The sequence below is a fragment of the Paenibacillus sp. Z6-24 genome (assembly GCF_054161335.1).
Window position 1 is genome coordinate 255290 of the sequence record NZ_CP096398.1, and the last position, 26346, is coordinate 281635.

Here is a 26346-nt window from a genome sequence, read left to right on the forward strand (position 1 = left end):
GCAGTGCCACTTTTTTACTGTGAACGTATATTTATACATTTGTATTGAAGGGAAAATAGCTGCTCCAGTGGGGTAGCCGCTTTTGCAGGTCCCGAAATGGGTAATGAACTGCTGGGCCGCTGTATTAGAAGCTGGCCTATCCCATAGAGGCGGAGATGATTGAAGTGGAACAGAAAACGGCATTGATTGCAGGCGCGACCGGATTGGTGGGTCAGGCGTTGACCGGGTTGCTGCTCCAGGCTCCCGAGTACGGGGAAATCATTGTGCTGGTGCGCCGGCCGGTGGAACAATGGAAGCAGCATGCAAAGCTCCGTCAGGTCATTATTGATTATGAGAAGTTGGAGGAGCAGCGTCAGGACTTGCAGGCAGATGATATATACTGCTGTCTGGGTACGACCATCCGCAAGGCCAGGACGCAGGAGAACATGTACCGGGTTGACGTGACCTATCCGCTGGAGCTGGCCCGTATTGCCCATGAAGAAGGAGCAGCACAGTTCCTCGTCGTCAGTGCGATCGGCGCCGATGCGCGTTCCCCGGTCTTTTACTCCCGGATCAAGGGCGAGCTGGAGCAGCAGCTGGCACAGATCGGATATGAGTCGTTGTCCATTGTCCGCCCATCCCTGCTGCTGGGCAAGCGCAAGGAGTTCCGGCTCGGTGAGCGTACCGGCGCGATACTGGCGCGGGTACTATCGCCGCTGTTTATCGGTCCAATGAACAAATACAAGGCGATCTCTGCGGATATTGTTGCCGAAGGCATGTACCGGATTGCCTGCCGCAAGCCCCAAGGAACTGTCGTCTATCTGTCCAACCAGCTGCAAATTGCTGCACGTCCCGCAACCCATTAAGGGAGCAATTCATCATGCTGCAGAACGGATCGGCATGGTAATATCGACAGAAGCAAGTATAATGTAAAAGCAGGTCCGTGTTCTCAAACGGATGCGAATTTTAACTATAGAAGGAGTACAATCACATGCCTCAACTGGATGCCAAACAAGCGGCGTCAATGATCGAACGCTGGATTTCTTTTTACGATATGGATAATGCCAAAGCCTGGGACAAGGATGACTATCCATTTATTCAGACATCCTGCCGTCAGATGCGCACAGCGATTCAGGCGCTGCGCGGCAAGGGACCGACAGCTCCGGCCGAGCGCAAAAAGGTCGCTGCTGCCCTGGAAGAATTTATCGAGGATTCCTTTATGGATGATCAGAATGAATGGGAGCCGGAGAACCGTGCATTTGTCAAAGAATCGATGACTGCGCTTCAGTTTGCCGCAGGCTTTCTCCAAAAATAGATGAAGTGCTGATTGAGGTGGATCATCATGAACCAGCCCGGCAATATCCCGCCTGTGGTCCAGCCGCTGTATATTTCCCTGTGCCCGGCGGAAGAGTCCCATATGATATTGAATCTGTATCCGCTCTACCTGTATGACCTGTCGGAGATCTGGGATCGCCAGCCGAACCGGCATGGCATTTTCGAAGAAGAAGACAGCTACCATACCCTTGCCCAGCAGAGTGAAGTATTCCGGATCTGGTGGCAGCATCCGGGTATTCTGTTTCCATATCTGATCCGTGTCGGCGAAGTTCCAGCCGGATTCGCCCTGGTGGCAACCCCTCCGTATATTCCTTCCGATGAGAATATTGACTATTTTATGCATGAATTTTTCATTATGCGTCCATTCCGTGGACAGGGGCTGGCCCAGCAGGCTGCCCGGCAAATATTCGCGCAGTTCCGAGGTTCCTGGGGTCTGCATACCAACCCGACGGAGCGAAATGGACATGCCCGCCGCTTCTGGCAGCGGGTGCTGACGGACTATACCGGCAATGAATACAGCAGCCAGCTGATTCAGAGTCCGGAAAATGAACAATTGTTGTCATTTCGCTTTAATAATTGCAAATTATGACACTTTTCACGCTCCTATTTCTTTTTCATGGACAGGCGGTTGCATTTTGTGTAACATAAGCATAATTAATTTCGCCGGCTGATGTCCGGGCCCTGTGTCCGAAGTGACAGTGCCCGGCAGCTGACCGCTGCATCCATGAACAGGAGTGTGTGTATGAATAAAAAGTCTTCAAATCCGGGTCCGGCCTCTCCGGCACCCCAAATGGACGGCTTCACCAAGTCGGGCTTTATCCTGGCGGCGATCGGCAGTTCGGTCGGTCTCGGGAATATGTGGAAATTCCCCTATATTACGGGTAAGTATGGCGGGGCAGCTTTTTTCCTGTTGTTTATCATCTGTCTGATCGTAGTTGGTCTGCCGATTCTGTTAGCGGAGATGGCTATTGGCCGCGGTGGACGGGGTAATGCTGCTTCATCACTTTTCAACATTACAGGGAAGAAGCAGTGGAAGTGGGTCGGTGTCATCTCGGTTATTACGGCTTTCCTGATCATGTCGTACTATGGAGTGGTAGCCGGATGGACACTGCATTATACAGTTAACTCATTTAGCGGGGGACTGTATCAGCCAGGTACCGATTATTCGGCGATATTCACCAGCTTTGCCGGCGGTTATATGCCGCTGTTCTGGCAGGCGATCGTTATGCTCATAACCGGAATTATCATTGCCAAAGGAATCTCCGGTGGTATCGAGAAGTTCAACAAGATACTGATTCCCGGCTTCCTGATTATCCTGCTGGTGCTGATGGTTCGCGCACTTACCCTGCCTGGAGCAGCGGCAGGCGTGGAATTCTTCCTGGCACCGGATTTCTCCAAGCTAACGGCTGCTTCTGCATTGACAGCTTTGGGACACGCCTTTTTCTCCCTGTCACTGGGAATGGGCTGTATGCTGACCTATGGTTCTTATGTACAAAAGAATCAGTCGCTCGGCAAGGCCACGCTGGCGATTGGCGCCGGTGACCTGTTGTATGCCTTTATTGCAGGCATGATCATTTTCCCGACAATTTTCTCCTACGGTATGAAGCCGGAAGCGGGTGTAGGTCTGGCATTTATGGCCCTGCCGGCTGCGTTTGCTCAGATGCCGCTCGGGTTCCTATTCGGCGGTCTGTTCTTCCTGCTGCTGGCGATTGCAGCACTGACTTCCTGTGTATCCATTCTGGAAGTACCGGTTGCTTACGCAATGGGTGAGTGGAAATGGAGCCGTAAAAAAGCGGCAGTTATCGTATCGATCGCTTCCTTCATTATCGGTGTACCGGCAGCGCTCTCTGTAGGTGGCGTGCTGAGCTTCATAACGGTAGCCGATAAGAGTGTTTTTGATCTGTTTGACTTTGTTACTTCCTATATTTTGATGCCGATTGGCGGTCTGATCGTCACCCTCTTTACCGGTTATGCATGGAAAAGGGTAGGAGACGAAGTGGGTTTGAGCGGCTGGTGGTACCGGGTATGGATGTTCCTGATCCGTTATATTGCCCCGATTCTGATCATTCTGATCTTCCTGTATTCCGTTGGACTGTTGGACCTCGGCGACGAATAGACCATCCGATGCGAGAGCGGTTCCCGATCTGGTATACTGTACACTAGAAACGGGAGGGAGTTGAACGATGATGTCAGAACAGCAGTATTTTGCCAGAGTGCTGGTCCAGTCGCTGATTGGCGAGCGCGGGCATCTGCCTATCGCCAAGGCTTTGTCGGATATTGATCTGGAATTGTCCGGGCGGACTGTCCAAGGCGTGCCCTACAGCATCTATCAGCTGGTCAGTCATATGAATTACTGGCAGGAGTATATGCTGGCCCATGTACGCGGCGAACAGCCGGAGCGTCCACAGAACGTGAGCGAGAGTTGGCCGCAGGAGTCCCAGGCGATAGATGAAATTACCTGGCAGCAGCTGCTGGACGACTTTCTTCACGGAATCGATACCGCCTGTGAATTGGCAAGGACGGTCGATCTGTCCGCTGGACTCAAGCATTTTCCCGGGGAGACGGCAGCCGGGCTGCTTCGCAATATCGCTTCCCATAATACGTACCATCTGGGCGAGATCGTGGTGCTGCGCAGACTGGCAGGCAAGTGGCCGCCACCTGGCGGAGGCTATCCGCCTGATCCGGCAGTATAGATAACATGTGAATACATGGAATAACAAAAACACGCAGGTTACCGAGGATTACCCCGGAAACCTGCGTGTTTTTTGCTATATGCTCTATCCTGTGATAGACCATGAACGGAAATATGAAGCATAAATTAAAGTACAAGAGATCGCCGGACAACATCGCCCGTTGTATTCGTTTAAACGAAAATATGGCTGATCTGCTCGATCTCCTGCGGCGTTAGTTGGATATCCAGTGTTTTGAGATTATCCAGCACCTGATCGGCACGTTTGGCGCCCGGAATAATCGCATCGATAGCGTCGCGCGTCAGATACCATGCCAACACCAGATGGGCGATTTCCACGCCTTTGGCCTGGGCGATCGGACGCAGCATTTCCACTTTCTGCAAGTTATGGGCAAATGCCTCGCCCGTGAACAGCGGATCGCGTGCCCGCAGATCATCGAAGGTGGTATTTACATCATACTTACCAGCGAGCAGACCGGAAGCCAGTGGGAAATAGGGGATAAAGCTGATCTGGTTCTGGGCAGTGTACGGCAGCAGATCCTGCTCGGCGCCGCGCTTGAACAGATTATATTCGGATTGCAGCACATCGACATAGCCGTCCTTGTTCGCTGTCTGCAGCTGTTCCAGCGAGAAGTTGGATACGCCGATTGCACGGACTTTGCCTTCGTCTTTGAGCTTTTTCAGCTCGCCGACCGCTTCATCCTTGGGCGTATGTTCATCCGGGAAATGAATATAGTACAGATCGATATAGTCTGTCTGCAGCCGCTTGAGACTGCCTTCGACACTTGCGCGCAGAAATGCCGGGGAGTTGTCAAAGACGATTTCACCCTGCTCGGTAAATTTATGTGCGCCCTTGGTCGCGATTACGACCTCGTCCCGCTTGCCGGTCTCTTTGAGCACTTCGCCGATCAACTCTTCCGAGCGCTTCGGACCATAGATGAATGCGGTATCGATAAAGTTTATCCCATTGGCAATAGCAGTACGAATCACTTCCTTGCCTGCTTCTTCATCCAGATTCGGATACAGATTGTGCCCGCCGACAGCGTTGGCACCGAGCCCGATCGGATTCACCTGCAGGTCGCTTTTGCCCAGACGTGTATGATTGGTCATCGTCATTCATCTCCTTTTGCGTAGTGTGCTGTATAGTGTAGCAGAAATAATAGTAAAGTGAAATCATCAGGATAATAAGACATTAAGTACATATTGGACCAAACCAGCCTGTAATGAAACTTGTCGGTCACAACTAAATCAGCCATAAAACGCTGAATTTTTATATAAGGATGACGAAATGCTTACAAATATAACATGGAATTCGCATTTCGAGTGAGCGTGGAAAAAACCTTATTATATAAGCTTTCTCCTTTAAAGTAATGTTAGTTTATTTTACATGAAAGAGGTTTTTCTGATTTCTAAATACTTATATGTTAAATTAGGTTACTCAAATACCCGAAAATATTATTGTAAATTTAAATTATTTAAATTATATTGAGTTCAGTAATTAATATATTTTGAATAAAAGTAAATTAATTACAAAAAATCAGTGAAAGGAGGAATTTATCATGATTAAAAAGTCTTCCAAAAAGAAAGGTACATTGCGTACAACAACTCCTTACACAGCTTCATAATGAGTAAGGGAATGGGTCCAAGTCTGCACTTGGACCCATTCTTTCTTTTACTGGCTTTTTATCCTACTCCAAGGAGAGATGAGAAATGACGAGTTCCACGGTAACTTCACTAACGCGGTATCGCAGCCGCTATATTCCGCTAATCGAGCAGGCCTGGCAGCGTATGTCGACGGAATCGGAAACTTCCTTTCTGGCGATTACCGGAGCTGGTGGAAGCGGGAAACTGGATACCTTTCGGGCATTTGCCGAATCCCACCATTCGCCTCATCAGGCATTTTACACAAATGGCAGTCAGCTGGCCAACGGGTATTTTGCCGGTTTTTACCCGCTGTTTATGTATATGATGGCCGCCTGCGAGGCCGAGTATCCCGAAATTATTGCCCGGCACGAACAGTCCATCAAGCGCCTATTTCCATTTATCCCGTCGGCGTCCTACCAGGTGCCGGCAGATCTCACCAATCTGGCTCTGCAGGAAGAACGGACACGTTTTTATCATCATGAATTTCAGGAAAAGCTGCTGCATGGGATCTATGAATTTTTCATCGATTATTGCGAGCATGCCCGGGAGCAATTCGTGCTGGTCATTGATAATGCGGATCAGCTCTCACCGACGATTCAGATGCTGCTCCGCATTATGAGCTACCGTCAGGAATGGCAGGAGACGATCCGGATTGTCCTCTTATTTGATGGCGATATGAATTACGAACTGCGGCGTCACTGTGAGCAGGTACACATTGAGCCGCTGGATCATGCAGAGGCGGTGGAGATTCTCGCTGTCCATGATATCCCTGCCGTTCAGGCGCGTGTGCTGGATGAGATGCTGCATATCGCTTCCGGTAATACGGCAGGTCTGCTGCTGCTGACCGAATGCATGAATGATTCCCTGCCCGTGTTCAATTACCTGACCCTGGATACATACACCGATTTTTATCTGAGCCGCAAAGGGCAGGCTTTCCGTTATGCGTTGCTGAAGCAGTATATCCAGCAGGATGGTATCGACGATCATCCGGCGGCTGTCCGCAACTATGCGATCAGCCCGGTTGAACTGAAAGACCAGCTGCACCGTCAACGTATACGCGAGATGGAGCAGCAGCCGATGGAAGAGCGGATTATGCATCCTGTTCATTATGTCTCGCTGAGCTCCGAAGTGGAACAGCTGACACTGCTCGCTCCGGTAGCGATCAAGCTGCAGGAGATCGGCGTGTATAACACCTGGTTCGACCTGTTCTCCCGCTATTTCATCAACGCGGATCTGAGGATGCTGCCGGATGGGGATGAACTGCATAATGCTGTGTTTGTACGAATGTCGTTCATTCTGTATTCACTCGGTATTGCCAAAATGTCGATTCCCTATCTGGAGTTCTTTTATGAGAACTTTCCGGAGAGCAAGCTGATTCCGATGATTCTCTATTCCCAGAGCATGACCTATGGACGGTATCAGGTACCGGTCCAGCTGGATAAGGCCGAACATTTTGCCATGATGAATCTGGAAAAGATTGATTCCATGTTCAAGGATCATCCGAAGCATGTGTATGTCAAAGTATTTGCCGAGAATGCGCTGGCGTATATCCGGGCCAAGCAGGGTCGTTTCGATGAAGCGATCGAGCTGTGCACGGCAGGTATTCACAAAATGAAAGACATTTACGGGGAGGACAAATATGCGCTGCATCAGTCTATCCTCGTCTACAATACCGGCCAGATCTACGAGATTCTCAAAGACTTTGATAAGGCGTACGAAATGTATGACCATGCGATCCGCCTCGATCCCTATTACGGAGAGTATTACAACGATATGGCCAATCTGCTGCAAAATCATGGCCGTCTGGAGCAGGCACTGGATTACTATCAGCAGGCGATTGACCTATGCCCGCCCTACTATGAAGCCCATATGAACCGGGCAGGCGTGTATGAGAAGCTGGGGCAGTCCGAACAGGCCTATCAGGATTATCTGCGCGTGATTGAACTCAAGCCGGATACCGCCCATGCCTACAGCCAGCTTAGTACGCTGTGCTATCAGGAGGAATGGTATGATGAGGCGGAGGAATGGATCAACCAGGCGATCTATTACCAAACAGGCGAAGCCCTGTTTTACAACAATAAAGGGTTGATCCTGCAGGAGCAGCAGCGTCATGACGAAGCCAGGCAGTGCTTTGAAGAGGCGATTCACCGCAATCCGCGTCTGTCGGAAGCGTACAGCAATGCAGCGGTGCTGGCATTCGAGCAGGAACAGTATGAGCAGAGCCTGACGCTGATCAACCAGGCGATTGAACTGGATGCCGATCCGGATTACCGGATTAACCGCGGGATTGTCTATCGGGCGCTACAGGATACCGAGCAGGCACTGGCGGAATTTGAATATGCCCGTCAGCACAAGCAGGCGGATGATTATGTGGATCAATTGATCCGGGAGACGACGACTGTCTCCTGAGTATTTTTGCCGGCTGGTCTGAGGACATTATGACGCGGAGATTCCGGTTGTCGTAATGTCCTCACCTGCGTCGATACCGGTATTCCATATGAATGTCTTTGAGGAGGTAGGTCGTAATGAATATGGTTCTGGTTCGATTATGGCCGGTATATCTGGCCTATGCGCTCAGTCAGTTTGGCAACTGGGCGTTTCGTGCGGGCTTTGTCTATGCGCTGTATGATCAGCAGAATGGTTCCAACTCGGTGCTGGGCTGGACAATTGTACTCGTCTATGTACCGGTGCTGCTCGGCGGGAAGCTGCTGTCTCCCTGGACCGACCGCTTTGACAGCCGCCGCACGCTGATCTGGATCGATATCTCACGGGCGGTATTGCTGCTGCCGCTGCTGTTTATTCATGACTTTGCCAATACGGGTGTGGTAGTAATGAGTCTGGTCGTGGTCATGATCCTCAGCCTGTTTACACCGGTATTCTCTTCTGCCCAGTCCGTCTATATCCGCAAGCAGATCGATGAGGAGCATATTACACCTGCCCTGGCAGTTATCTCTAATCTGGACTGGCTGTGTACGCTGATCGGTACGATGTGCGGTCCGCTGCTGCTGATTTATTTGGATTTTCAGAAAATCGTAATGATCGACCTGCTGACCTTCATTGCATCCATTCTGATATTCTACGCATTATTGCAGAAAAATACCGGAGGCAAGCAGGCGCCTCAGACAGCTGCCTCCGCTCAGCCGGAAGCAGCTCCAGCCGGCAAGCTGATCAATCTGGCCGTGCTGTCCATTTTCTTTTTGAATCTGGGTGCTGGCGTAATCAATCTCTATCCGAACGTCATTGCCCGCAATGTATACGGGGTGGGCGAGATCGGTCTGAGTTATGTGTATCTTGCCAACGGACTGGGAGGGCTGCTGGGTGCACTGCTGATCGCACAGCTGCGCAAAAAGTTTCAGCTGCTGCATATTGTGGGCGTCGCTTCATTGTGTATCGCACTGTCGCTGTTCTTGATGGGGCTGCTGAATCAGTTTGTGGTGTCCATTGTGGCATCCTCGCTCATGTTGTTGTTTGGCCAGCTGTTCGGCGTCGGGGTTCATTCCTATTTGCTGAAAAATAATCCGGTCAGCCAGACAGGACGCATTACCGGGCTGTTTATGTATGCGACCTTCTCAGGGGTAGCGTTAAATGCTATATTATTCGCGACTTTATTATCTTCGGCATCGGTTGGGGTGCTATCGCTGTTTCTGACTCTTTGCGCAGTGTCGGCAGGGGTCTCGGCGGTATTGCTGCTGATCTATGTGCTGCTCAAGTCGCAGGCGGAGAAAAGGGAGCAGGCCGTCACAGCCGATCCGGTCAAGCAGACGTAAGCGGTAGGTATGTATACGGTAAGTATGTATATTGAAGAAAATGGGGTGTATGCATGACGGAATGGAAAAAGCTGAGCCTGTCGGCGATAGCCGATCAGGTACAGGGCGAATACAGCAATTTTGTACTGGAGCAGGCGAATGACCATTGTGTACGGATCGCTGTCTTTACGGGGGAATATCAGTGGCATTACCATCCGGATTCGGATGAGATTTTCATGGTGCTGGAAGGGGAACTGCTCATGGATCTGCCGGATGGCATTACGCTGGCAATCGGACCGGGAGAAGTATTCAAAGTGCCTGCCGGGGTAGTGCATCGTACACGTGCAGAGGTGCGGACCGTGAATTTGTGCTTTGAGCGGGAGGAAGCGGCAACCGTATTTACGGAAATGCAGCAGGAGAACGTCTGATGGATACCCGCGCCTGCTGGAGCGGCTGGAGTCTGGAAGCGGAGATGGCGCTGCCTTTTCATTATGATGAGGAGCAATTGGAAGAGATGATGGACCGGTATGCGGCGATGCTGTCACCGACCAGCGCTTCGCCTTTCTCGTTGGAGGGCAAGCAGGAGAGACAGGCGCAGTATGGCACGATCTGTCTGTGGAGAACGAGGGTGCTTGTATCGGCAGCCGCACATATTCAAGTGATCGGGCTGGAAAATAACGAACTGCCGGAGACTGCACGGCTGTACTGGAATGGTCAGTATATGGAAGAAAGTGCCCAGCCCCTGACCCTGTATCCGGGTTCGCACTGCCTTTCTCTGCTGCTGTACAGCCCCAAGCCGGAGGAAGAGCAGGAATCCTCCGATCCCGATTCGGGTGAAGAGAGATTATCATTCCAGCTGGAGGATGCAGACTACGATCCAGGCGAAGGCGAATTGCTCTTCCTGCTGCAGGATGAGGAAGGTCCTCTGCCGCTGGCCCCTGATGCGGCCAACCTGCGATTCAGCCTGCATGATATGGATACGCTGAGTGAATACATAGAAGCTGCCGTTTCTCCGGATGGAAAATGGGCAGCGATCATTACCCGTCATACCGATCTGGAGCAGGATCAGTACAATTATCCAATCGGGATCTACCGGGTGACATCCGCCGGACTGAAGCTTCATCGGAGCCTGTCTGTCCGGGAACCGCATACCCTGCGTTTCTCTGCGGATAGCCGGCGTCTGGCCTTTATCGCCGTTGCCAGCGAAGGATACTGGGATATGATTATTTGTCTGGAACTGGCGAACGGTCGGGAGCGCATTCTGATCTCCGGGCTCCATCATGCCGGACAATTAGCCTGGCATCCACAGAGGGATGAGCTGTTTTTTGTATGTGATGATCATGATGGTCCGGAAGAGTACCGGGTGCTGCACATCCGGGAACTGCCGCAGCGACTGCCCTGGTGGCGACCGCAAAAGGTGATCGGAAGATTGCTGCTGAATCAGCTCATGCCAGGTGGAGAAGTGCTGCTCCAGCGTATATCTCCCAAAATGTACGATATCCAGCATCTGCATGTTCATGGTGAATATCTGTATTATGTGGAGGAACAGCGCGGCAGCTCTATCCACCCGGCACTGCTGCTTCATCGACTGAATCTGTTATCGGGTACGGACAAAATGCAGCAGCTGCCAAATGCCATCATTACCGGTATGCAGCTGTCTCCCTCCGGGCAGCAACTGGCTTACATCGGTTCCCGTTGGCAGGGCGAAGCGGGGGAGGAAAAGAAGAAAAGAGCAGATCGAAATAGTGCCAATTCATCAGAGGAATCAGACGCACAGGCAGCTCCCTCTGCTGCCGATCCGGCCGTCATCGGCTCAGAGGCGGCATACGGATACGGCATCAATATTTATGACCTGCGCACTCATATTCTGCAGTTGGCCGACGGCTCCATTCAGCAGCTGGATCATCCGTCTCCGGCGCAGTCCGGCACTCCTGTCGGCATAGCCCGGCTGAATCAGGAATTGGCATGGGTAGGCGAAGATCATCTGCGCTATGTGATTACAGCAGGCTCGATCACCGGTATAGCCGATTGCCACGGTATCGCTGAAGGCCAGCTTCAATATGGAATTCGGCTGGATACCGGAGCGTCCCGGCTGCACAGCTTTACTGCTGCCGGAGAAGCGCTGGCAGTACACTCCGAATATGGACACCCCTACAAGCCTGCATGGTATGCACAGAATCCGATCCACCCGGCTGCGGATACGGAGAAGAAGTGGAATACGCTTGCTCTCCATGCCGATTCCTCCCTGCTGGCGGAAGGGTCGCTCGCCTATCGCTGGGCGGGCTATCAGCCGATTGCCCGGCAATCCTCCGAAAGAGAGAGTGAAGGTAGTATAGAGAAGGCGAGGATGTGGATCGCCTGGCCGGAACAGTCCGCTGCCGCAGAGCAATCGTCCATCCCGCTGGTCGTCTATTTGTACGGTGGGGCTTCTCCACTGCTGCAGGGATTCGATCCGCTGCACCAGTGCCTGGTAACCCACGGCATGGCGGTACTGGTGCTGAATCCGCTGGGCGCAGCAGGTTATGGAACATCCTCCGCGGATCGGCATGTCAACGACTGGGGACGGGAAGCGGTTGGAGAAATCAGCGAGATGCTGGAAGAGGTACTGGAACGGTATCCGGTACTGAATCGGCGGGCTGCAGGCATTTACGGAGGCAGTTATGGCGGTTTTCTGAGTTATCTGCTGGCAGCCCGTACATCATGGTTCAGTGCGGTATGTACCATTGGCGGAATCAGCAATATTACGAGCTACTGGGGCAGCAGCCAGGTGGGGTATTTGTATGGTCTGTCTGCATTGTCCGGCAGTTATCCATGGTCTCATCCGGAGCTGTATGTGCAGCAGTCGCCTTTATTTTACAGTCAGCATATTCAGGCACCGGTTCTGATGCTGCATGGAGAACAGGATCGTAATGTGCCGGTCGGCGAATCCGAGCAGCTGTTCACCGCGCTGCGCATGCAGGGCAAAACGGCAGAGATGATGATCTTTGCAAATGAACAGCATGCCATTCGTTCCAAGCCAAGAGCCTATGGCGCTTCCCAGAAATACATAGTGGCCTGGTTCGAGAAGTATCTGAACCGGAACCCGCAGCTGTGGGAAGAACTAACCGGATCAGAGATTGAAATTACATTGGATTAAGTGGCTATAGACGTACTGATTGATTGGCGCTGATATAGAGGACAGTATTTTCATCCGAGACCCAGCTGCAGATACTTAGGCCTGTCATATTTCTGAAATAACAAACACCCCTCTGCATATTATACAGAGGGGTGCTGCTGTAGATCATAAGCAGCTGACGGAACAGGATGACAGGATGGCCAAGTTGTCTTTCCGGCAGCTATCTTTTCTTAGTTGGAGGCTGAACCCTGATCGACTACAGCTACCGTGCTGAGCTGGCCGCTGGCGAACTGGAGGCCCACGTTGCCGCTTGCATCCTTAACAACTTTTGGCTGGATCAGTTCGGAACTGCCATCTGCATACTTGGAGAAAATACGCAGCTGCTGGAGCCATTTTGCCTGGGCTTCTGCGTTTTGCGAGAGCAGCTTGCTGCTCACCGGCAGAGTCAGTTGAACCAGCTGGTTTTGCAGATTGCTTTCGACAGTGACCGGGTTCCCCAGAATGGTACCTGCCTGGGATGGAGTCAGGCTGGCAACTGTATTACGGAGCGGCTGCAGTAGAGCGCCATCCTTGACCGGTGTCAGGTTGAAATGAAGATCGTTATTGATGCTGTTCAGTACGGATACCGGAATGGTCACCGAGACATTATTAGTCATAATCTCCAGATCGGTGCCTGTTCGCTTCAGTGACTGTGAAGCTGATACAGGCAGAGTGATGCTGGTCGAAGCGACTTCATTCAGCAGATCCGGAACAGACAGTCGTGCTGTCGTCTCACCGGAAGTCAGGCGTGCAACTGCCTGGTTCAGTCCGCTGCTGGATAATGTGATCATATCGGTCTTTTTGCCGTCCGGCTGAATGGTCCGTACGCCTGTAACCGCATTGGATACGGAAGAGCTTCCAGTAGTGCTGGATGTGCCGGTACCGGTAGACAGGCTGATCGTCTCCGAAGTGCTGTTGGAACTGCCGCGAGCCGTATCCCTGACGGTAACGATCGCACTGCTGGAATAGCTGCCATCTACCGTCGTTACGGTAATGATCGCTGTACCCTTGTTCAGTGGAGTAACCACGCCATTGGCTACAGTTGCAACAGACGGATCACTGGTTGTCCAGAGTACAGCAGGATTGCTGGCATCTGCCGGCAGTACGGTTGCTGTCAGCGTCTGGGTCGTGCCTCTTTTCTTCAGGCTGAGTGTCTGTGTGTCCAGAGAGACGCTGTCCACCGGTACGGCTTCCATCTGATCCGTAAAGCTTGCACGGCTCAGTGGTGTGTTCGGCTGTACATGACTCAGATAGCCATTATTATCCGGTAGAATGACGAGACCGTAGCCTCCATTATTGGTGCCTATATCCTGGAAACTGCTGCTTGTGACCGGAAGCTTGCGCAGCTGTGGAGCGCCTATTTTGTACGTGTGGAAGTTGCCTGCATTCACGTACAGATTGCCATACGGGCCAAAAGCAATGCCATACATCGCAACCGGGTACTCGGCTACCAGCTGTGGAGCAGTGGCCAGATTGTCATTGAAACGAACAATTTTGGAATTCAGATGACTGCTGTACTGCAGGGAAAGGTACAGACGTCCCTGATTGTCAAACGTCATACCGGTTACACCGACCTGACCGTCAGCGGTGTAATAGACTTCGCTGTAATTCGCCAGCTGCTGTGCAGTCAATGGGAGATCACCCTGCAGATTGGCGGCAAGCACCTTGTACACATTGGCACTACCGGTCTTGGAATAGAACAGGTCGCCACTGCTGTTGAATGTGAGCGAGATCATATTTTGATCGGCAGCGATCAGATGCTTCTTGAACGTAGTACCCGAGATCTTGTAAATACCCAGGCTGTAGTCCGCATAATACACATCATTATTGTAATACGTCAGACCAAACGGGCGATCGACTTTCACTTCTGTCAGCTTGGTCGGTGCCGGTTTAACGATGACGGTACGTGTCACTTCAGCGGCGGCTGTGCCGGATGAGTTGGTGACATTGTAATGAACGATATACGTACCCGGTACGCTTGTATTCACGCCAGACACGGTAGAACCGTTGAAGGTATACGTTACTTTCGGAAGCAGTGGAGAAGAGGAAGATGGATCTGCAATGGTTACACCCGGATCGGTGTATACATCGTCCGCCTCAACCTGGACGGTGGCATTGCCTTTCAGCGTGATTACCGGTTTGGCTGCCTGCAGAGAGATTTTCACGATACTGCCTGCTGTACCCATATAGGCCTGTCCATCCGGCAGGAATACCAGTCCGTAGGCACTGTAATAATTGTTGGGAGTAATATTGACGATCGCATTGGGAGCAAGCGGCGCACTGCCGAAGTTTTGGGCAGATGCACGATAGATGCGGGAATCATTGCCGCCTGCATAAAAATTGCCTTCATTATCAAAAGTAAAAGCTCTGAGCGAGGTAGGGAAATTGGTGATAACCGTCACAGGCTGCTTGGTGACCGGTGGAACCTTGATAATCGCTTTGTTGGTATAATCCGAATAATACAGGTTACCGCTGCCGTCAACAACCAGTCCATAAATATAAGTCGGACCAGGATGCGTATAATATACCGTACTGCGGCTGGCAAGTTCCGATTCCGTCATTGGAAGAGAAGACAGATAGCTGCTGTTTAATTTGTAAATGCGCGGATCGCTGTCAATGCTGTAGTAGAGATTGCCCTCTGAATCAACAGCAACAGCCATAAATGCTTTGAATGCATCGGCAATGGTAGTCACTTCGCCGGTCGTTACAGATACACGAATCAGTGCTTTGTAGCGCTGGGCGACATAGACGTATCCATCATGATACGCTACGCCATAGGCTGCGGTAATGCCGAGCTTGGAAAGGTCTACATAGGCAGGTAACGCCTGCTTGATCTCGATCGTACGCTGTACTTCATCGGCCGATTGCCCAGCCGGGTTGGTCACATTGTAATGTGCCGTATAGATGCCCGGTGTGCTGGTGTCCACGCTGTTAACATCCATGTTATTCAGGGTGTAGGTTACGTTGGCTGCCTTGAGATCCGGGTAGGTGTCATCCTGTACGGTGGCTCCGGATTCCACATATGCCTGTCCGGCAGTCAGTGTAATCTGTGGATCACCTGTCAGCGTAATGATCGGCTTGGTGGCATATACCGAAGTGGCTACGCTGTACCCGCTGCCGCCATACTGAACAACTGGTGCAGCGGCCGCAGAATCGGGTGAAGCATACGTATCTCCGGTAACCGATGATCCACTGGATACACTGCCGGTATCCGTACTTTCCCCGTCTGCGTAAGCCGTTGACAATGAAGCTCCAGGTAATACGAGTGATGCGGCCAGACAAAATGAAATCAGTTTTTTGGCATTTTGCAATGAGCTATCCCCTTTTGTGTAAATTCCAAGCCTGCGAAGCGACCTAAACAGCAGCAACTGAAAATTTCTGCGAAATGACTAAGTTGCTGAAATAATATATGGAATGTTATCGACGGTATGAATAAAAAAGTTTAGATTCGAATCTATTTTTATACAAATTTATTTATATATTTTCTGGAAACAATAAAAAACCAGCCCGCTTTCGTAGTGAAAGACGGGCTGGTTTGCAGAGGGAATTATAAAATGGAGTGGATAGCTTCTAATAATTAAGCTTCAAAATGGTCTGTTTACGCTTTTCGTAATCTTCGGTTTGGCTTACATATCCTGTACCATCCGTCAAAAATGCAATACCATAATTCCCTCCTGTATAAGGGATTTTCGTTAAGCTGTCCGTTTGTACCGGTATTGTCTTCAGCTGTTCGGCCGTAACCTTGTAAGTGGCATAGCGCACCATAGGCAGTTCAACTGTAGTAATATACAGATCGCCGGTTGGAGAGAAGTCCATATCACAAGATGAAATGGGCAGCGTAGTGATCAGTGTTTGTTTATTCCAGTCATCTCCAGTTAAACGAACAATTTCGGAAGAGCCCCCTTTTTTACCATAAATTGTTACAGCAGCGTACAATCTACCCTGATTATCAAATTCAAGCCCTCTAATTTTATGCGGAGCCCCACTAGTTTCTTTGGCAGAGAAAGGCATGTACGTACGGCTGAGTTTCATCAGCTGATCGGCTGTAAGGGTTTTGCCGCTCTGCAGATGTTTGGCTTCGATTTTGAAAATCATGTTATCCATGTCATAGCGTGTAAAGAACAAATCGCCGGCTGAGTTAACGGCTACAGCGGATGTATCTTCAATCGCTGCCAATCTCGTTTTTTGCATGGTCTGCAAAGAGATCTTGTACAGTCCGTGATTGGGGTTGTCTTTATAAGCATAATTGGACAGATACAGATTCTGGCTGTCAGCATCCATGCTGTTAATTCCGGTAATATACCAGTCGGTTAATTGGCTAGGAGTAGGTTTGACAGTCACTTCACGCGTTTTTTCCAGAGAAGCAATACCGGCTGGATTTACTGCTACATAATGAATAGTGTAGATGCCTACCTTACTGGTATCCAGTTCAGGCACAAATGTACCATTAAGGGAATAAGTGATCCGGGTATCAAACTTCGAATATTTCTCGTCCTCAATAAGTTGAATACCAGGATCTGTATAAATATCGCCTTGAACCACGTTATCGGAATATCCATTTAACGTAATAATAGGTCGGGAATCCGGGAAGACACGTTTCAGCTTTTTTCCATCGCTGGTATACGATTTACCATCCGGCAGGAACAGAATACCCAGTGCATCCTTGGCTAGTAATGGATCGGACTTGTAAGGCTTCAGTTTGCTGTCATCTATAGGCAGTGTTCCTTTGAGCTCGGCAGCAGGGATTTTGTTGAGGCCTCTGACAAAGTCATAGGAACTCGTCCAAAGGTCGGTTTTAAAGTACAGATTTCCTGCGCTATCAAAGCCAATCCCCATAATAGTCTCTACCTCATCGATTACAGGCTCCAGCGTTTTGGATGTAGTATTCCAGCGCATCAGGCCATATCCGTCAAACCGATTATTATGAATAGAGATATACATTTGGTTGCTGCTGCTTATGGCAAGGCCGCTGATTCCTTTGGTGGGAACATAGGCGTAGTTAATACTCTTCGCCAGCAGCTGATCGGCAGTTAGTGGTTGATTTAGAGAAGCGGCATCAACTTTTTTGATATACGTATATTCCGGATTTTTGGCATTCGGTACGGTGTAGTACAAGCCGCCCTTGGAATCGACAGTCACAGCCTGCAGATTCAGCGTATTAGAGCCGTATACCAGCTGTGTAACGGTACGAGTAGATAGGGAGACTTTGGACAAACCATTATTGCCCTGGGCGATGTAGGCGTGATCTTTATAATATGCCATGCCGTAAGGTGTGGGAATATTCAGAGTCTCCAGCCGATAGGGATCTGCTACTCCTGGGCTGGTAGGTGCTCCATCGTAAAAAGAAGTCTTATAAATATGTGCCTTGGAATAATCCATATTGGTAACGTAACCTTCTCCGTTCGGGAGGAAGGTTATTCCATGATACTGGCGGGTGGAATCGTCTACACCTTTATCCAATATGTTGGAAGTTAACACGGGCTGATCTTCCTGCAGTACACTGGCAGGGATTTTGTATGTGCCATGATAATCAAAGCCTGTAAAATTGGCATACAGATTACCGCCAGGGCTAATTTCAATATCTGCAATGTCACTCAGATTTTTGCGGATAATGTCATCTCCTTCGCCAAATTGCTGGAACGAAGAAAGTGTGTTATCCATTGAGCGGATAATGATTGCATGTTCATAACGACCGTTGAGTGGTTGTATTGCCGAAATGTACAAACGACCCTGGCTGTCAAAGTCCAGACCCATGATTTCAATACGTTCTTTTTCACTCTCTTCTGCAGAGAAAGGCTTTATTTCCTCGGCAGCTGCCCATAATGCTGAACTTGTCAAAGGCTGATTCTCATTCAGATAGCGGCTTTCCAATTTGAAGAAGCAGCCATGATCCCTGGCAGCTGAGAAGTAAAGATCACCTGAATTGCTAACAGCGACGCCTTGTACATCGGACAACTTGACGACAAGCTTGCGGCTGTAGTCTTTCAAAGATACTTTGTAGATACCGCCATCTGGATTATCTATAGTCGATGGATTGGCAATATAGACGGCGTTATTGGCATAATCCATACTGACAGGATTAGTGAAGTCGACTTCTGTCAGGTTTTTAGGTATTTCTTTGATAACAACAGTACGTGTAACTTCCTTAGCAGAGCGCTGATCCGGTGTAGTTACGTTATAGTGGACAGTATATGTTCCGACCATATGAGTATCAATGGCTTCTACAGGTTTTCCATTCAGAGAGTAGGTGATCTGTGTTTTGAGATCATGATACTTTTCGTCTTCAGCATAAGCCGAGGCTTCCTGATAGGTTTCTCCATTGATGAGAGTGATGGAAGATTCTCCATTCAGGGTGATCAGAGGACGCCCATCCATAAAGATACGGCGAATTTTTGTACCATCTGTAGAGTAGGAGGTTCCATCCGGTAAAAATACCATTCCACTAATAAGATACTTCAGATCAGGATAAGTCTTGTAAGGCGTTAGCATCTTATCATTGACGGGCAAAGAATGCAGCGAGCTGGCTTCGATTTTCTGGATACCTGATCGGATGGTTGTTCCATCAGTTGTGGAGTATCCGTAGGTATCTATGTACAGATTATCCTGGGAGTCAAAAGCAATTTTCTCAATTTTGTGGCTTGTATTGGAGAGAACAGGCTCAAGGCTTTGTGAATCGCTGTTCCATTTCATTACACCCGAGAGATTTTCAGAATTACGATCGGGAATCGTAACGTAAAGCTGGTCTTTGGAGTCAAAAGCCATACCTGTAATTTCCACATCGCTTGAGGCAGAGGAATAATTGGCATAATCAGTGCTCACATTCAATAGCTGCTCAAAAGTAAGCGGAAGTTGAAGAGAGCGAAGGCTGACTTTCTTTATGTAAGAGCTCCCAAGCGGAATGTAATACAAGTTGTCTTGTGAATCTACAGCAATACTTTGAATAAAGTAATAATTGCTTTTCAAAATAGTGGTAGTCTGCCCTGTCGTAAGGGATATCTTGGATATGCCATTCGAACCTTGTGCAAAGTATAGCGCTCCATTACGGTAGGTCATATCATATACATATGGAAAATAGAACTGATCTGGCTTGTACACAATGTCAGATACAGTCGTGGAGCTTGGCAGCGGGCTGATCACCGGCAATTCGTATACACTGGATTGTACATCGTTGGATGAAGAAACAGGCAATTCGCTGGAAGATACATCCACCGCTACAGATGCTTCTCCTGAGCTAGTTTCTGCCGCAAAAGCAGCGTTCCCTGTCAGCCCCGGCAATACCAGAGAAAATGCCAGACAGGTTGAAATAAACTTTTTCATTATAAACCTCCTTTTTATTGGTAAATCTGTTGCTACCAACCTAATATAACAGCATACGCTAACCGTACCATATAGGCACTTAGCAATGTTTTTTAATTTGGAATATCTCATTCTGAGGAATACGGACTCATTATTTAGGAAACTCACACTCCCTTTTAAAATCCTGCATTCGATATAAGGCACTATCCTAATATATTGATAAAAATCCTTGTTATTGTGCAAACGAATGCTCTAATCAAAATAATCTTTGGAAATATTAATATTCAACATTTCTATTAAGGAAAGATATGGATAAAAATTTTGTGAGAAATGTACAAAAAAGGATTGCTAATCAGGAAGCGATGGAATAAAATGTTCTTGCAGCCATCTGTAAACGCTTTCAAATAGATAATTAACTTACTTTCAAAGAAGGGGAAGAATAGACAGAGACAGCGGCGAGAATTTGATAAATAAATTGAAACCGCTAACAAAATCTTGTTTACTTTTTGTACCAAAAATAAGAGAATGGTATAAAAGTAAAATTTATCTATTTGTGGCCGTCATTTTGCAAAACCAGTATACCAAATGAGAGGGTTGAGTCTATGAAACGCAAGTGGAAGAAAAACGGTTCTATGACTTTGATGATGGTATTGTTGTTTTCCGTAGTAATGAGTGCGTGTTCCGGCAACACCGGAACCACAAACAGTTCGCAGACTGGCAACGAGGGAACAGGAAATCCGGCCGCAACGACAACTTCAGGCGCTGACCTGATCAAGACTGCCAAAGTACCGGCAGGCTCTGAACTGGAAAAGGCGCTAAATGGTGAATATAAAGGTAAAAAGGTAACGATGTACGGCCCTTTCGTAGACGCGGATGAGCAGAAGTTCAATGCCAGTATCAAGGCATTTGAAGAAGCCACAGGCATCGATATCGCTTATGAAGGCTCCAAAGAATTTGAAGCTACAATCAATGTACGCGTCAACGGCGGCAATGCACCGGATATCGCCGATTTTCCGCAGCCGGGTCTGCTGGAAGGCTTCGTGAAATCCGGCAAGGTTATTGACGTAGCTTCCTTTATGCCGGATGACTACATGAAGCAGCAGTACCAGCAAAGCTGGCTGGATATGGCGAAAATGACTGGTCCGGACAATAAAGACATCACCGCAGGCGTGTGGGCACGCAGCAGTGTGAAGAGTCTGGTCTGGTACAACAAAGCGGCTTTTGAAGAAGCAGGCTACACTGTTCCAAAAACATGGGACGAAATGATGAAACTGACCGACCAAATCGCTGCTGATGGCGATCCTGCCTGGAGCGTAGGCATCGAGAGCGGCGCAGCAACTGGCTGGCCGGCGACTGACTGGCTGGAAGATATCATGCTGCGTACCACTACTCCGGAAAATTACGATAAATGGGTAAGCGGCGAACTGCCTTTCACCGATCCTATCGTTAAAAATGCAGTAACCAAAATGTCCGATATCTGGTTTAACGAAGATTATGTATACGGCGGACGCAGTTCCATCGTAACAACGAACTTCGGGGATGCGGTAAAACCTTTGTTCACCGATCCTCCAAAAGCATGGCTGCATCGCCAGGCTGGATTTATCGTATCGTTCTTCCCTGAAGGATTGCCGGCTGACCAGTACGACTGGTTCCCGTTCCCATCCATCGATGAGAAATACGGTACACCGGCTCTGATCTCCGGTGACATCTATGCCATGTTCAACGACCGTCCGGAAGTGCGTGCAGTTATGGAATTCTTTACAACTGCCGAATCACTGCAAAGCTGGGTCAAATCCGGTGGCGTAACGCCTCCGATGAACGGTACACCGGACGACTGGTTCGCGAATGACCAGGAACGCCGCATGTCCGAATTTGTACAGACTGCAGACACCATCCGCTTTGATGGCTCTGACCTGATGCCAGGCTCTGTCGGCGCAGGTACGTTCTGGAAAGGCATGACCGACTATGTGAGCGGTACAGCCAATCTGGATGAGGCCATGCAGGAAATCCAATCCGGCTGGAAGAAATAACCGGCCTTTATACAACATGAGATCAACACGTCAGACGGACCGGTATTGATCGGTCCGTTTGGTGTGATTAAGGGAGCATTTTTGCAAATGCCAAAGGGGGAAAGCAAATGGACGCAGGCAATGAAATCAATGTAAGGGGCAAACAGCGCTTCACACCGCGCCTGATTCTGTTATCCATCCTCGTTCCTTTACTGAATTTGGGAGTGCATACGCTAATATTCCTGTTCTTCCGTGACTCTGGTCTTCCTCCGATGTTTAATGCACTGCTGGCTGTAATCTGGGGGATCTTCGGCATCTATTCCATCTACTTTACCCTGAACTGGGTCGTTGAGCAGTATCCGGATAAATGGAAAGAAAGGGTCACCCCGTATGTATTCGTCGGACCTGCTGTGCTATTGCTCGGATGGCTGCTGTTCCTGCCGACGCTGCGTACATTGTATCTAAGCTTTTTTAACGCGGACTCCACCAAATTTGTCGGACTGGCCAACTTTGGGGCGGTCTTTACCGACAGACTGCTGCTGACCGCGCTGCGCAATAACCTGATGTGGGTCGTCATCGGCACGCTGGCCTGCGTCATTCTGGGACTACTGGTCGCTGTACTGGCGGATCGCAGCAGCTTTGAGCGGCTGGCCAAAGCGATTGTATTTATGCCGATGGCGATTTCCTTTGTCGCTGCCGGGGTTATCTGGAAATTTATCTACTACTACCAGCCGGGCGACGAACAGATCGGTCTGCTGAATGCGATTATTATCCAGTTTGGCTTCCAGCCGCAGGGCTGGCTCAGTATGGTGCAGCCGTGGAATAACCTGTTCTTGATCGTCATCCTCGTCTGGATGCAGACCGGGTTCGCGATGGTTATTTTCTCGGCGGCGATCAAAGGGATTCCCGAAGATATGCTGGAAGCGGCACGGATGGACGGCGCGGGCGAGATCCGTATTTTCTTCAAAATCATGCTGCCGGTGATCTCGGGCACTGTGCTCGCTGTAACAACAACCATTATTGTATTTACACTGAAAATATTTGATGTGGTCATGATCATGACTGGCGGTCAGTATGGTACCGAGGTCGTCGCGACCGAGTTCTATCGTCAGCTGTTCATGTACCAGAATGCCGGTTACGGTTCCACACTTGCGATCGTGCTGCTGATCGCCGTTATTCCGGTCATCATCCTAAACGTTCGCCAGCTTCAGAAGGGAGGCAACCTCTAATGCGCAAAAAAGTCAAAGCTCCACGCCGCAAAGGTCACTGGCTGGTCAATCTGATTCTAGGCATTATCTGCGTTGTCTGGTTCATCCCGACATTGGGGCTGCTGATCTCCTCTGTACGTCCGGCCGCAGATATTTTGCAGACCGGCTGGTGGACCGTTATCCCGCATCGTCAGTGGGACAGCGTCGGCCAGATCAAGCTGGACCGTGAGACCGATCTGCGCAAGCCGATTCAGGTGAACGGACAGACGTTTCAGGATGATCAGCTCAAAGCAGGGGTAGAGGTGGGCGACCAGCGTCTGATCTGGGAAAATCGCCGCTCTCGTACGGTAGACGTGCAGGAAAAGAAATGGGGTTCTTCGACCAACTTTACTCTGCAGAACTATGAGACCGTGCTCGGTGGTAAAGAGTACAAAATCACCCAGCCGGACGGTACGGTGCAGACAGAGCAGGGCAGCGGTATGGGCCGCTCCTTCTGGAATACGATCGCGGTCGTTGTACCGTCGACCGTTATTCCGATCTTTATTGCCTCCTTTGCCGCTTATGCGTTTGCCTGGTTGAAGTTCAAGGGACGCAAAGCATTCTTTATCGTCGTTATTGCACTGCTCGTCGTACCGCTGCAGGTTGCACTGATCCCGATCCTGCGTGACTATACCGCACTTGGACTGAACGGGACGTACTTTGGGATATGGATGGCGCATACCGCTTTTGGTCTGCCGCTGATTACGTACTTTATGTATAATTCGATCAGCCAGCTGCCCAAGGATCTGTTCGAATCGGCCTTTATGGACGGCGCGAGCAACTTTACGATCTTCTCCAAGTTGATTCTGCCGCTGTCTGTACCGGCGCTTGCCTCGATCTGTATCTTCCAGTTCCTGTGGGTATGGAATGACTATCTGGTATCGCTTATCTTCCTCGGCTCCCAGCCGGAAGTACAGGTACTGTCCATGAGTATTGCCAACCTGGTCGGATCACGTGGCAGTGACTGGCATCTGCTGACCGCAGCTGCATTTGTCTCCATGCTGACACCGCTGGCTGTATTCTTCGCTCTGCAAAAGTACTTTGTACGCGGACTGCTTGGTGGATCGGTCAAAGGATAAGAGCAAAGCGATGATCCCGTTGCTGTGCAAGCAGCGGCTGGATCGCTTCATAAGGTAACGTCTGCAAGATGATTGGAACAGCGTATAGCCGCCGAATATCCGGCTATATCGCATTTGGATGCAGTAGTTGTCCGCCTTCCTTACAGGGAGGCGGATTTTATTTGCTGGGAAGATGTGGAGTACAATAGATGGGATACTATACGAAAAATACATAATGACCTGCACCCCGCACGGTAATGAAGGAGATGTGGATATGCTCTCTGCTGCAATATCAATGCTGCTGCTCATCATGGCTTTATTTATGTTACTGTCGATCGTCTATTACAGCTGGCGCAACGGCATCTCGCCGCTGCCATCGTCACTCATTCTGCGCCGTCAGGTAGAGCGGGAAGTGAAACGGCTTGCGGCTGTTCAGCAGGCAATCGGCCGGTATGCCGATGCCGAGAAAGAAAATAGATCTGCAGCCAGTCCATTGATCATCGAAGCCGGTTCCGGCTGGGGAACGATGGTGCTGCATCTGGCACGTTATTGTCAGCCATGCCGTGTAGTGGGTATTGAGAATTCGCTCGTACCGCTGGTGGTCTCACGGCTGCTTGCTCTGCTGCCGGGGCATGCTCCCATTCGTCTGATCCGAGGTGATATGTATGAGTATCCCTATGGGCAGGGGGATATGATCGTCTGTTATTTATTTCCCGGTGCGATGACCCGGCTGAGTCCTATCCTCCGCGAACGGACCCGTCCGGGCACTTATATTATCAGCGTTTATTTTGCCCTGCCGGACTGGGAACCGGAGCAGGTGATTACGTGCCAGGATGTGCATCGGACACGTATTTATATCTATCGTACCGGCAGCCGGGTTTATAAGGTGTAAAAAAGGGTATAGATTAAAGTCCGTAATACTCCCGGCTATGAAACGCTTACAATTTATTCTTTACAAATGCAAATCGGGAGTAGTAAGATTATATTCAAAGTTGTATACAAGTATACTGATGCTTGAAAATGGCAGCTTGCCGTTTGTATCCTGTTATTAATCAAGGTAAGGAAGTGAGGCCTGTACCCGGAATTGGGAATACGCAAGAGGATGCATCCCACGCATGAATCTATGCTAGAATTAATAAGAAACGGCAGCAGCCGTCAGAGCCGGATGGAACATCTACCTATCGCAGCTTACCGGTTCGGCCAGTGCCTATTATGCATAAGAGGAGACGTTGGATCATGCAATATCCATCTGCCTGGATGCAGGGAGCTTCCCGCGGGGAAGCGATCGCCTGCCAGCTCAGGCTGCAAATTATAAATGAACAGATCAAGCCGGGGGAGATCATCTCCGAGAACCGGGTCGCTGCCGACTTCGGTACGAGCCGCTCGCCGGTACGGGATGCGCTCAAGACGCTGTCGGGTGAAGGACTGATCCGGCTGGAGCGAATGGGTGCGGTTGTGCTGGGACTTAATCTGGAAGATGTCAAAGAACTGTATGATGTGCGTTATCTGATCGAGAGCTTTGCCCAGCAGCAGCTGGCAGAGCAGGATAATGCAGCGCTGGTGATACAGTTAGACCGGATCATTGATAAAATGAAACTCGCTGTGAAGCATGGGGATTATGTGGACTTTGCGTATCAGGATTTTACGTTTCATGAGACGCTGGTTCTGCAGGCACAGCACAAGCGGATGATCCACCTGTGGAACAGCATTCGCCAGATTGTGATGACGGTTATCCTGATCACCACCGAGAAGGGATTTCAGACCGGTGAGGAACGGATGAACTGGGTCGCAGACAAGCATTACATGATCCTCGACGGCCTGCGTTCCCATGACCCCGAAGTTATTCATAAAGTAGTCAATAACTACTTTGCGGATTCTGCCCAGACGCTCAAACGCAGCCTGCCTTGATTGGCAGGCTGGACGGAGTAGAACAAGGGCAGCACCAGAATTCGGCAGCACATACAGCGAATGATAAGCTGTCGAATCGGTATGTAGTAATGAATGTCTGCGATAAATCGGGATATTCATATCTAACTTGTCGACAAGTATACAATTAAATTTTATGTGGATTATTCATGCGTATTGAAAGCGCTCTATAATTTTACGTAAAATATTTCAAATTTTCATAAAGAGGATTGAAAGTTTTTCATGGCATCATAAATAGAGCCGAAGTCATCCGGCTTCAGGCA

17 protein-coding genes are annotated in these 26346 nt (G+C 49.7%); 14 read left to right on the forward strand and 3 right to left on the reverse strand.

Annotated elements, in window-relative coordinates; translation table 11 throughout:
- Window positions 1–164 precede the first annotated feature (164 nt).
- From M1D61_RS01125 to M1D61_RS01145, 5 genes are all read left to right on the forward strand, one after another.
- Window positions 165–845: an oxidoreductase gene (locus tag M1D61_RS01125; RefSeq protein ID WP_458120802.1), complete on the forward strand. Its 681-nt coding sequence runs from the start codon at window positions 165–167 to the stop codon at window positions 843–845.
- Window positions 846–970: 125 nt separating this feature from the next.
- The gene (locus M1D61_RS01130) at window positions 971–1294 is read left to right on the forward strand and encodes a hypothetical protein (protein WP_458120803.1); all 324 of its coding nucleotides are present in this window, start codon (window positions 971–973) and stop codon (window positions 1292–1294) included.
- A 27-nt stretch (window positions 1295–1321) separates the two neighbouring features.
- Complete coding sequence (locus M1D61_RS01135; RefSeq protein WP_458120804.1) at window positions 1322–1903, forward strand: GNAT family N-acetyltransferase; 582 nt, start codon at window positions 1322–1324, stop codon at window positions 1901–1903.
- Window positions 1904–2056: 153 nt separating this feature from the next.
- On the forward strand, window positions 2057–3430 hold the full coding sequence (locus M1D61_RS01140) for a sodium-dependent transporter (RefSeq protein ID WP_458120805.1): 1374 nt from the start codon (window positions 2057–2059) through the stop codon (window positions 3428–3430).
- Window positions 3431–3497: 67 nt separating this feature from the next.
- Window positions 3498–4007, forward strand: a complete 510-nt coding sequence (locus M1D61_RS01145) for a DinB family protein (protein ID WP_458120806.1) — start codon at window positions 3498–3500, stop codon at window positions 4005–4007.
- A 170-nt stretch (window positions 4008–4177) separates the two neighbouring features.
- On the opposite strand, the gene M1D61_RS01150 is transcribed toward M1D61_RS01145, so the two are convergent.
- Window positions 4178–5113, reverse strand: coding sequence for an aldo/keto reductase (locus tag M1D61_RS01150; RefSeq protein WP_458120807.1), 936 nt, complete (start codon window positions 5111–5113; stop codon window positions 4178–4180).
- A 600-nt stretch (window positions 5114–5713) separates the two neighbouring features.
- Between M1D61_RS01150 and M1D61_RS01155 the strand changes: the two genes are divergently transcribed.
- From M1D61_RS01155 to M1D61_RS01170, 4 genes are all read left to right on the forward strand, one after another.
- Window positions 5714–8056, forward strand: a complete 2343-nt coding sequence (locus M1D61_RS01155; RefSeq protein WP_458120808.1) for a tetratricopeptide repeat protein — start codon at window positions 5714–5716, stop codon at window positions 8054–8056.
- Window positions 8057–8172: 116 nt separating this feature from the next.
- The gene (locus M1D61_RS01160) at window positions 8173–9414 is read left to right on the forward strand and encodes an MFS transporter (protein WP_046212560.1); all 1242 of its coding nucleotides are present in this window, start codon (window positions 8173–8175) and stop codon (window positions 9412–9414) included.
- A 53-nt stretch (window positions 9415–9467) separates the two neighbouring features.
- A complete protein-coding gene (locus M1D61_RS01165; RefSeq protein WP_458120809.1) occupies window positions 9468–9821 on the forward strand; it encodes a cupin domain-containing protein in 354 nt (117 codons plus the stop codon).
- On the forward strand, window positions 9821–12529 hold the full coding sequence (locus M1D61_RS01170; protein ID WP_458120810.1) for a S9 family peptidase: 2709 nt from the start codon (window positions 9821–9823) through the stop codon (window positions 12527–12529). Before M1D61_RS01165 ends, M1D61_RS01170 begins: the two co-directional genes overlap by 1 nt.
- Before the next feature lie 209 nt (window positions 12530–12738).
- On the opposite strand, the gene M1D61_RS01175 is transcribed toward M1D61_RS01170, so the two are convergent.
- Together M1D61_RS01175 and M1D61_RS01180 are read right to left on the reverse strand one after the other, a co-directional pair.
- Complete coding sequence (locus M1D61_RS01175; RefSeq protein WP_458120811.1) at window positions 12739–15858, reverse strand: immunoglobulin-like domain-containing protein; 3120 nt, start codon at window positions 15856–15858, stop codon at window positions 12739–12741.
- 259 nt (window positions 15859–16117) lie between these two features.
- The gene (locus M1D61_RS01180) at window positions 16118–19975 is read right to left on the reverse strand and encodes an immunoglobulin-like domain-containing protein (protein WP_458120812.1); all 3858 of its coding nucleotides are present in this window, start codon (window positions 19973–19975) and stop codon (window positions 16118–16120) included.
- A 470-nt stretch (window positions 19976–20445) separates the two neighbouring features.
- On the opposite strand from M1D61_RS01180, the gene M1D61_RS01185 reads away from it, so the two are divergent.
- From M1D61_RS01185 to M1D61_RS01205, 5 genes are all read left to right on the forward strand, one after another.
- Window positions 20446–21873: an ABC transporter substrate-binding protein gene (locus M1D61_RS01185; RefSeq protein WP_458120813.1), complete on the forward strand. Its 1428-nt coding sequence runs from the start codon at window positions 20446–20448 to the stop codon at window positions 21871–21873.
- Window positions 21874–21980: 107 nt separating this feature from the next.
- A complete protein-coding gene (locus tag M1D61_RS01190) occupies window positions 21981–23081 on the forward strand; it encodes a carbohydrate ABC transporter permease (protein ID WP_458120814.1) in 1101 nt (366 codons plus the stop codon).
- Window positions 23081–24178: a carbohydrate ABC transporter permease gene (locus M1D61_RS01195; RefSeq protein WP_458120815.1), complete on the forward strand. Its 1098-nt coding sequence runs from the start codon at window positions 23081–23083 to the stop codon at window positions 24176–24178. The genes M1D61_RS01190 and M1D61_RS01195 overlap by 1 nt, the downstream gene beginning before the upstream one ends.
- A 253-nt stretch (window positions 24179–24431) precedes the next feature.
- The gene (locus tag M1D61_RS01200; RefSeq protein ID WP_458120816.1) at window positions 24432–25049 is read left to right on the forward strand and encodes a class I SAM-dependent methyltransferase; all 618 of its coding nucleotides are present in this window, start codon (window positions 24432–24434) and stop codon (window positions 25047–25049) included.
- Between the two features lie 344 nt (window positions 25050–25393).
- Complete coding sequence (locus M1D61_RS01205; RefSeq protein WP_458120817.1) at window positions 25394–26065, forward strand: GntR family transcriptional regulator; 672 nt, start codon at window positions 25394–25396, stop codon at window positions 26063–26065.
- Window positions 26066–26346 lie beyond the last annotated feature (281 nt).

What these genes read in the sequence shown, in the direction of transcription:
- M1D61_RS01135 (WP_458120804.1), top strand. Translation starts at nt 1,322, where the DNA reads ATGAACCAGCCCGGCAATATCCCGCCTGTGGTCCAGCCGCTGTATATT.
- M1D61_RS01145 (WP_458120806.1), top strand. Translation starts at nt 3,498, where the DNA reads ATGATGTCAGAACAGCAGTATTTTGCCAGAGTGCTGGTCCAGTCGCTG.
- M1D61_RS01130 (WP_458120803.1), top strand. Translation starts at nt 971, where the DNA reads ATGCCTCAACTGGATGCCAAACAAGCGGCGTCAATGATCGAACGCTGG.
- M1D61_RS01190 (WP_458120814.1), top strand. Translation starts at nt 21,981, where the DNA reads ATGGACGCAGGCAATGAAATCAATGTAAGGGGCAAACAGCGCTTCACA.
- M1D61_RS01140 (WP_458120805.1), top strand. Translation starts at nt 2,057, where the DNA reads ATGAATAAAAAGTCTTCAAATCCGGGTCCGGCCTCTCCGGCACCCCAA.
- M1D61_RS01170 (WP_458120810.1), top strand. Translation starts at nt 9,821, where the DNA reads ATGGATACCCGCGCCTGCTGGAGCGGCTGGAGTCTGGAAGCGGAGATG.
- M1D61_RS01180 (WP_458120812.1), bottom strand. Translation starts at nt 19,975, where the DNA reads ATGAGATATTCCAAATTAAAAAACATTGCTAAGTGCCTATATGGTACG.
- M1D61_RS01150 (WP_458120807.1), bottom strand. Translation starts at nt 5,113, where the DNA reads ATGACCAATCATACACGTCTGGGCAAAAGCGACCTGCAGGTGAATCCG.
- M1D61_RS01200 (WP_458120816.1), top strand. Translation starts at nt 24,432, where the DNA reads ATGCTCTCTGCTGCAATATCAATGCTGCTGCTCATCATGGCTTTATTT.
- M1D61_RS01185 (WP_458120813.1), top strand. Translation starts at nt 20,446, where the DNA reads ATGAAACGCAAGTGGAAGAAAAACGGTTCTATGACTTTGATGATGGTA.
- M1D61_RS01205 (WP_458120817.1), top strand. Translation starts at nt 25,394, where the DNA reads ATGCAATATCCATCTGCCTGGATGCAGGGAGCTTCCCGCGGGGAAGCG.
- M1D61_RS01160 (WP_046212560.1), top strand. Translation starts at nt 8,173, where the DNA reads ATGAATATGGTTCTGGTTCGATTATGGCCGGTATATCTGGCCTATGCG.
- M1D61_RS01165 (WP_458120809.1), top strand. Translation starts at nt 9,468, where the DNA reads ATGACGGAATGGAAAAAGCTGAGCCTGTCGGCGATAGCCGATCAGGTA.
- M1D61_RS01155 (WP_458120808.1), top strand. Translation starts at nt 5,714, where the DNA reads ATGACGAGTTCCACGGTAACTTCACTAACGCGGTATCGCAGCCGCTAT.
- M1D61_RS01195 (WP_458120815.1), top strand. Translation starts at nt 23,081, where the DNA reads ATGCGCAAAAAAGTCAAAGCTCCACGCCGCAAAGGTCACTGGCTGGTC.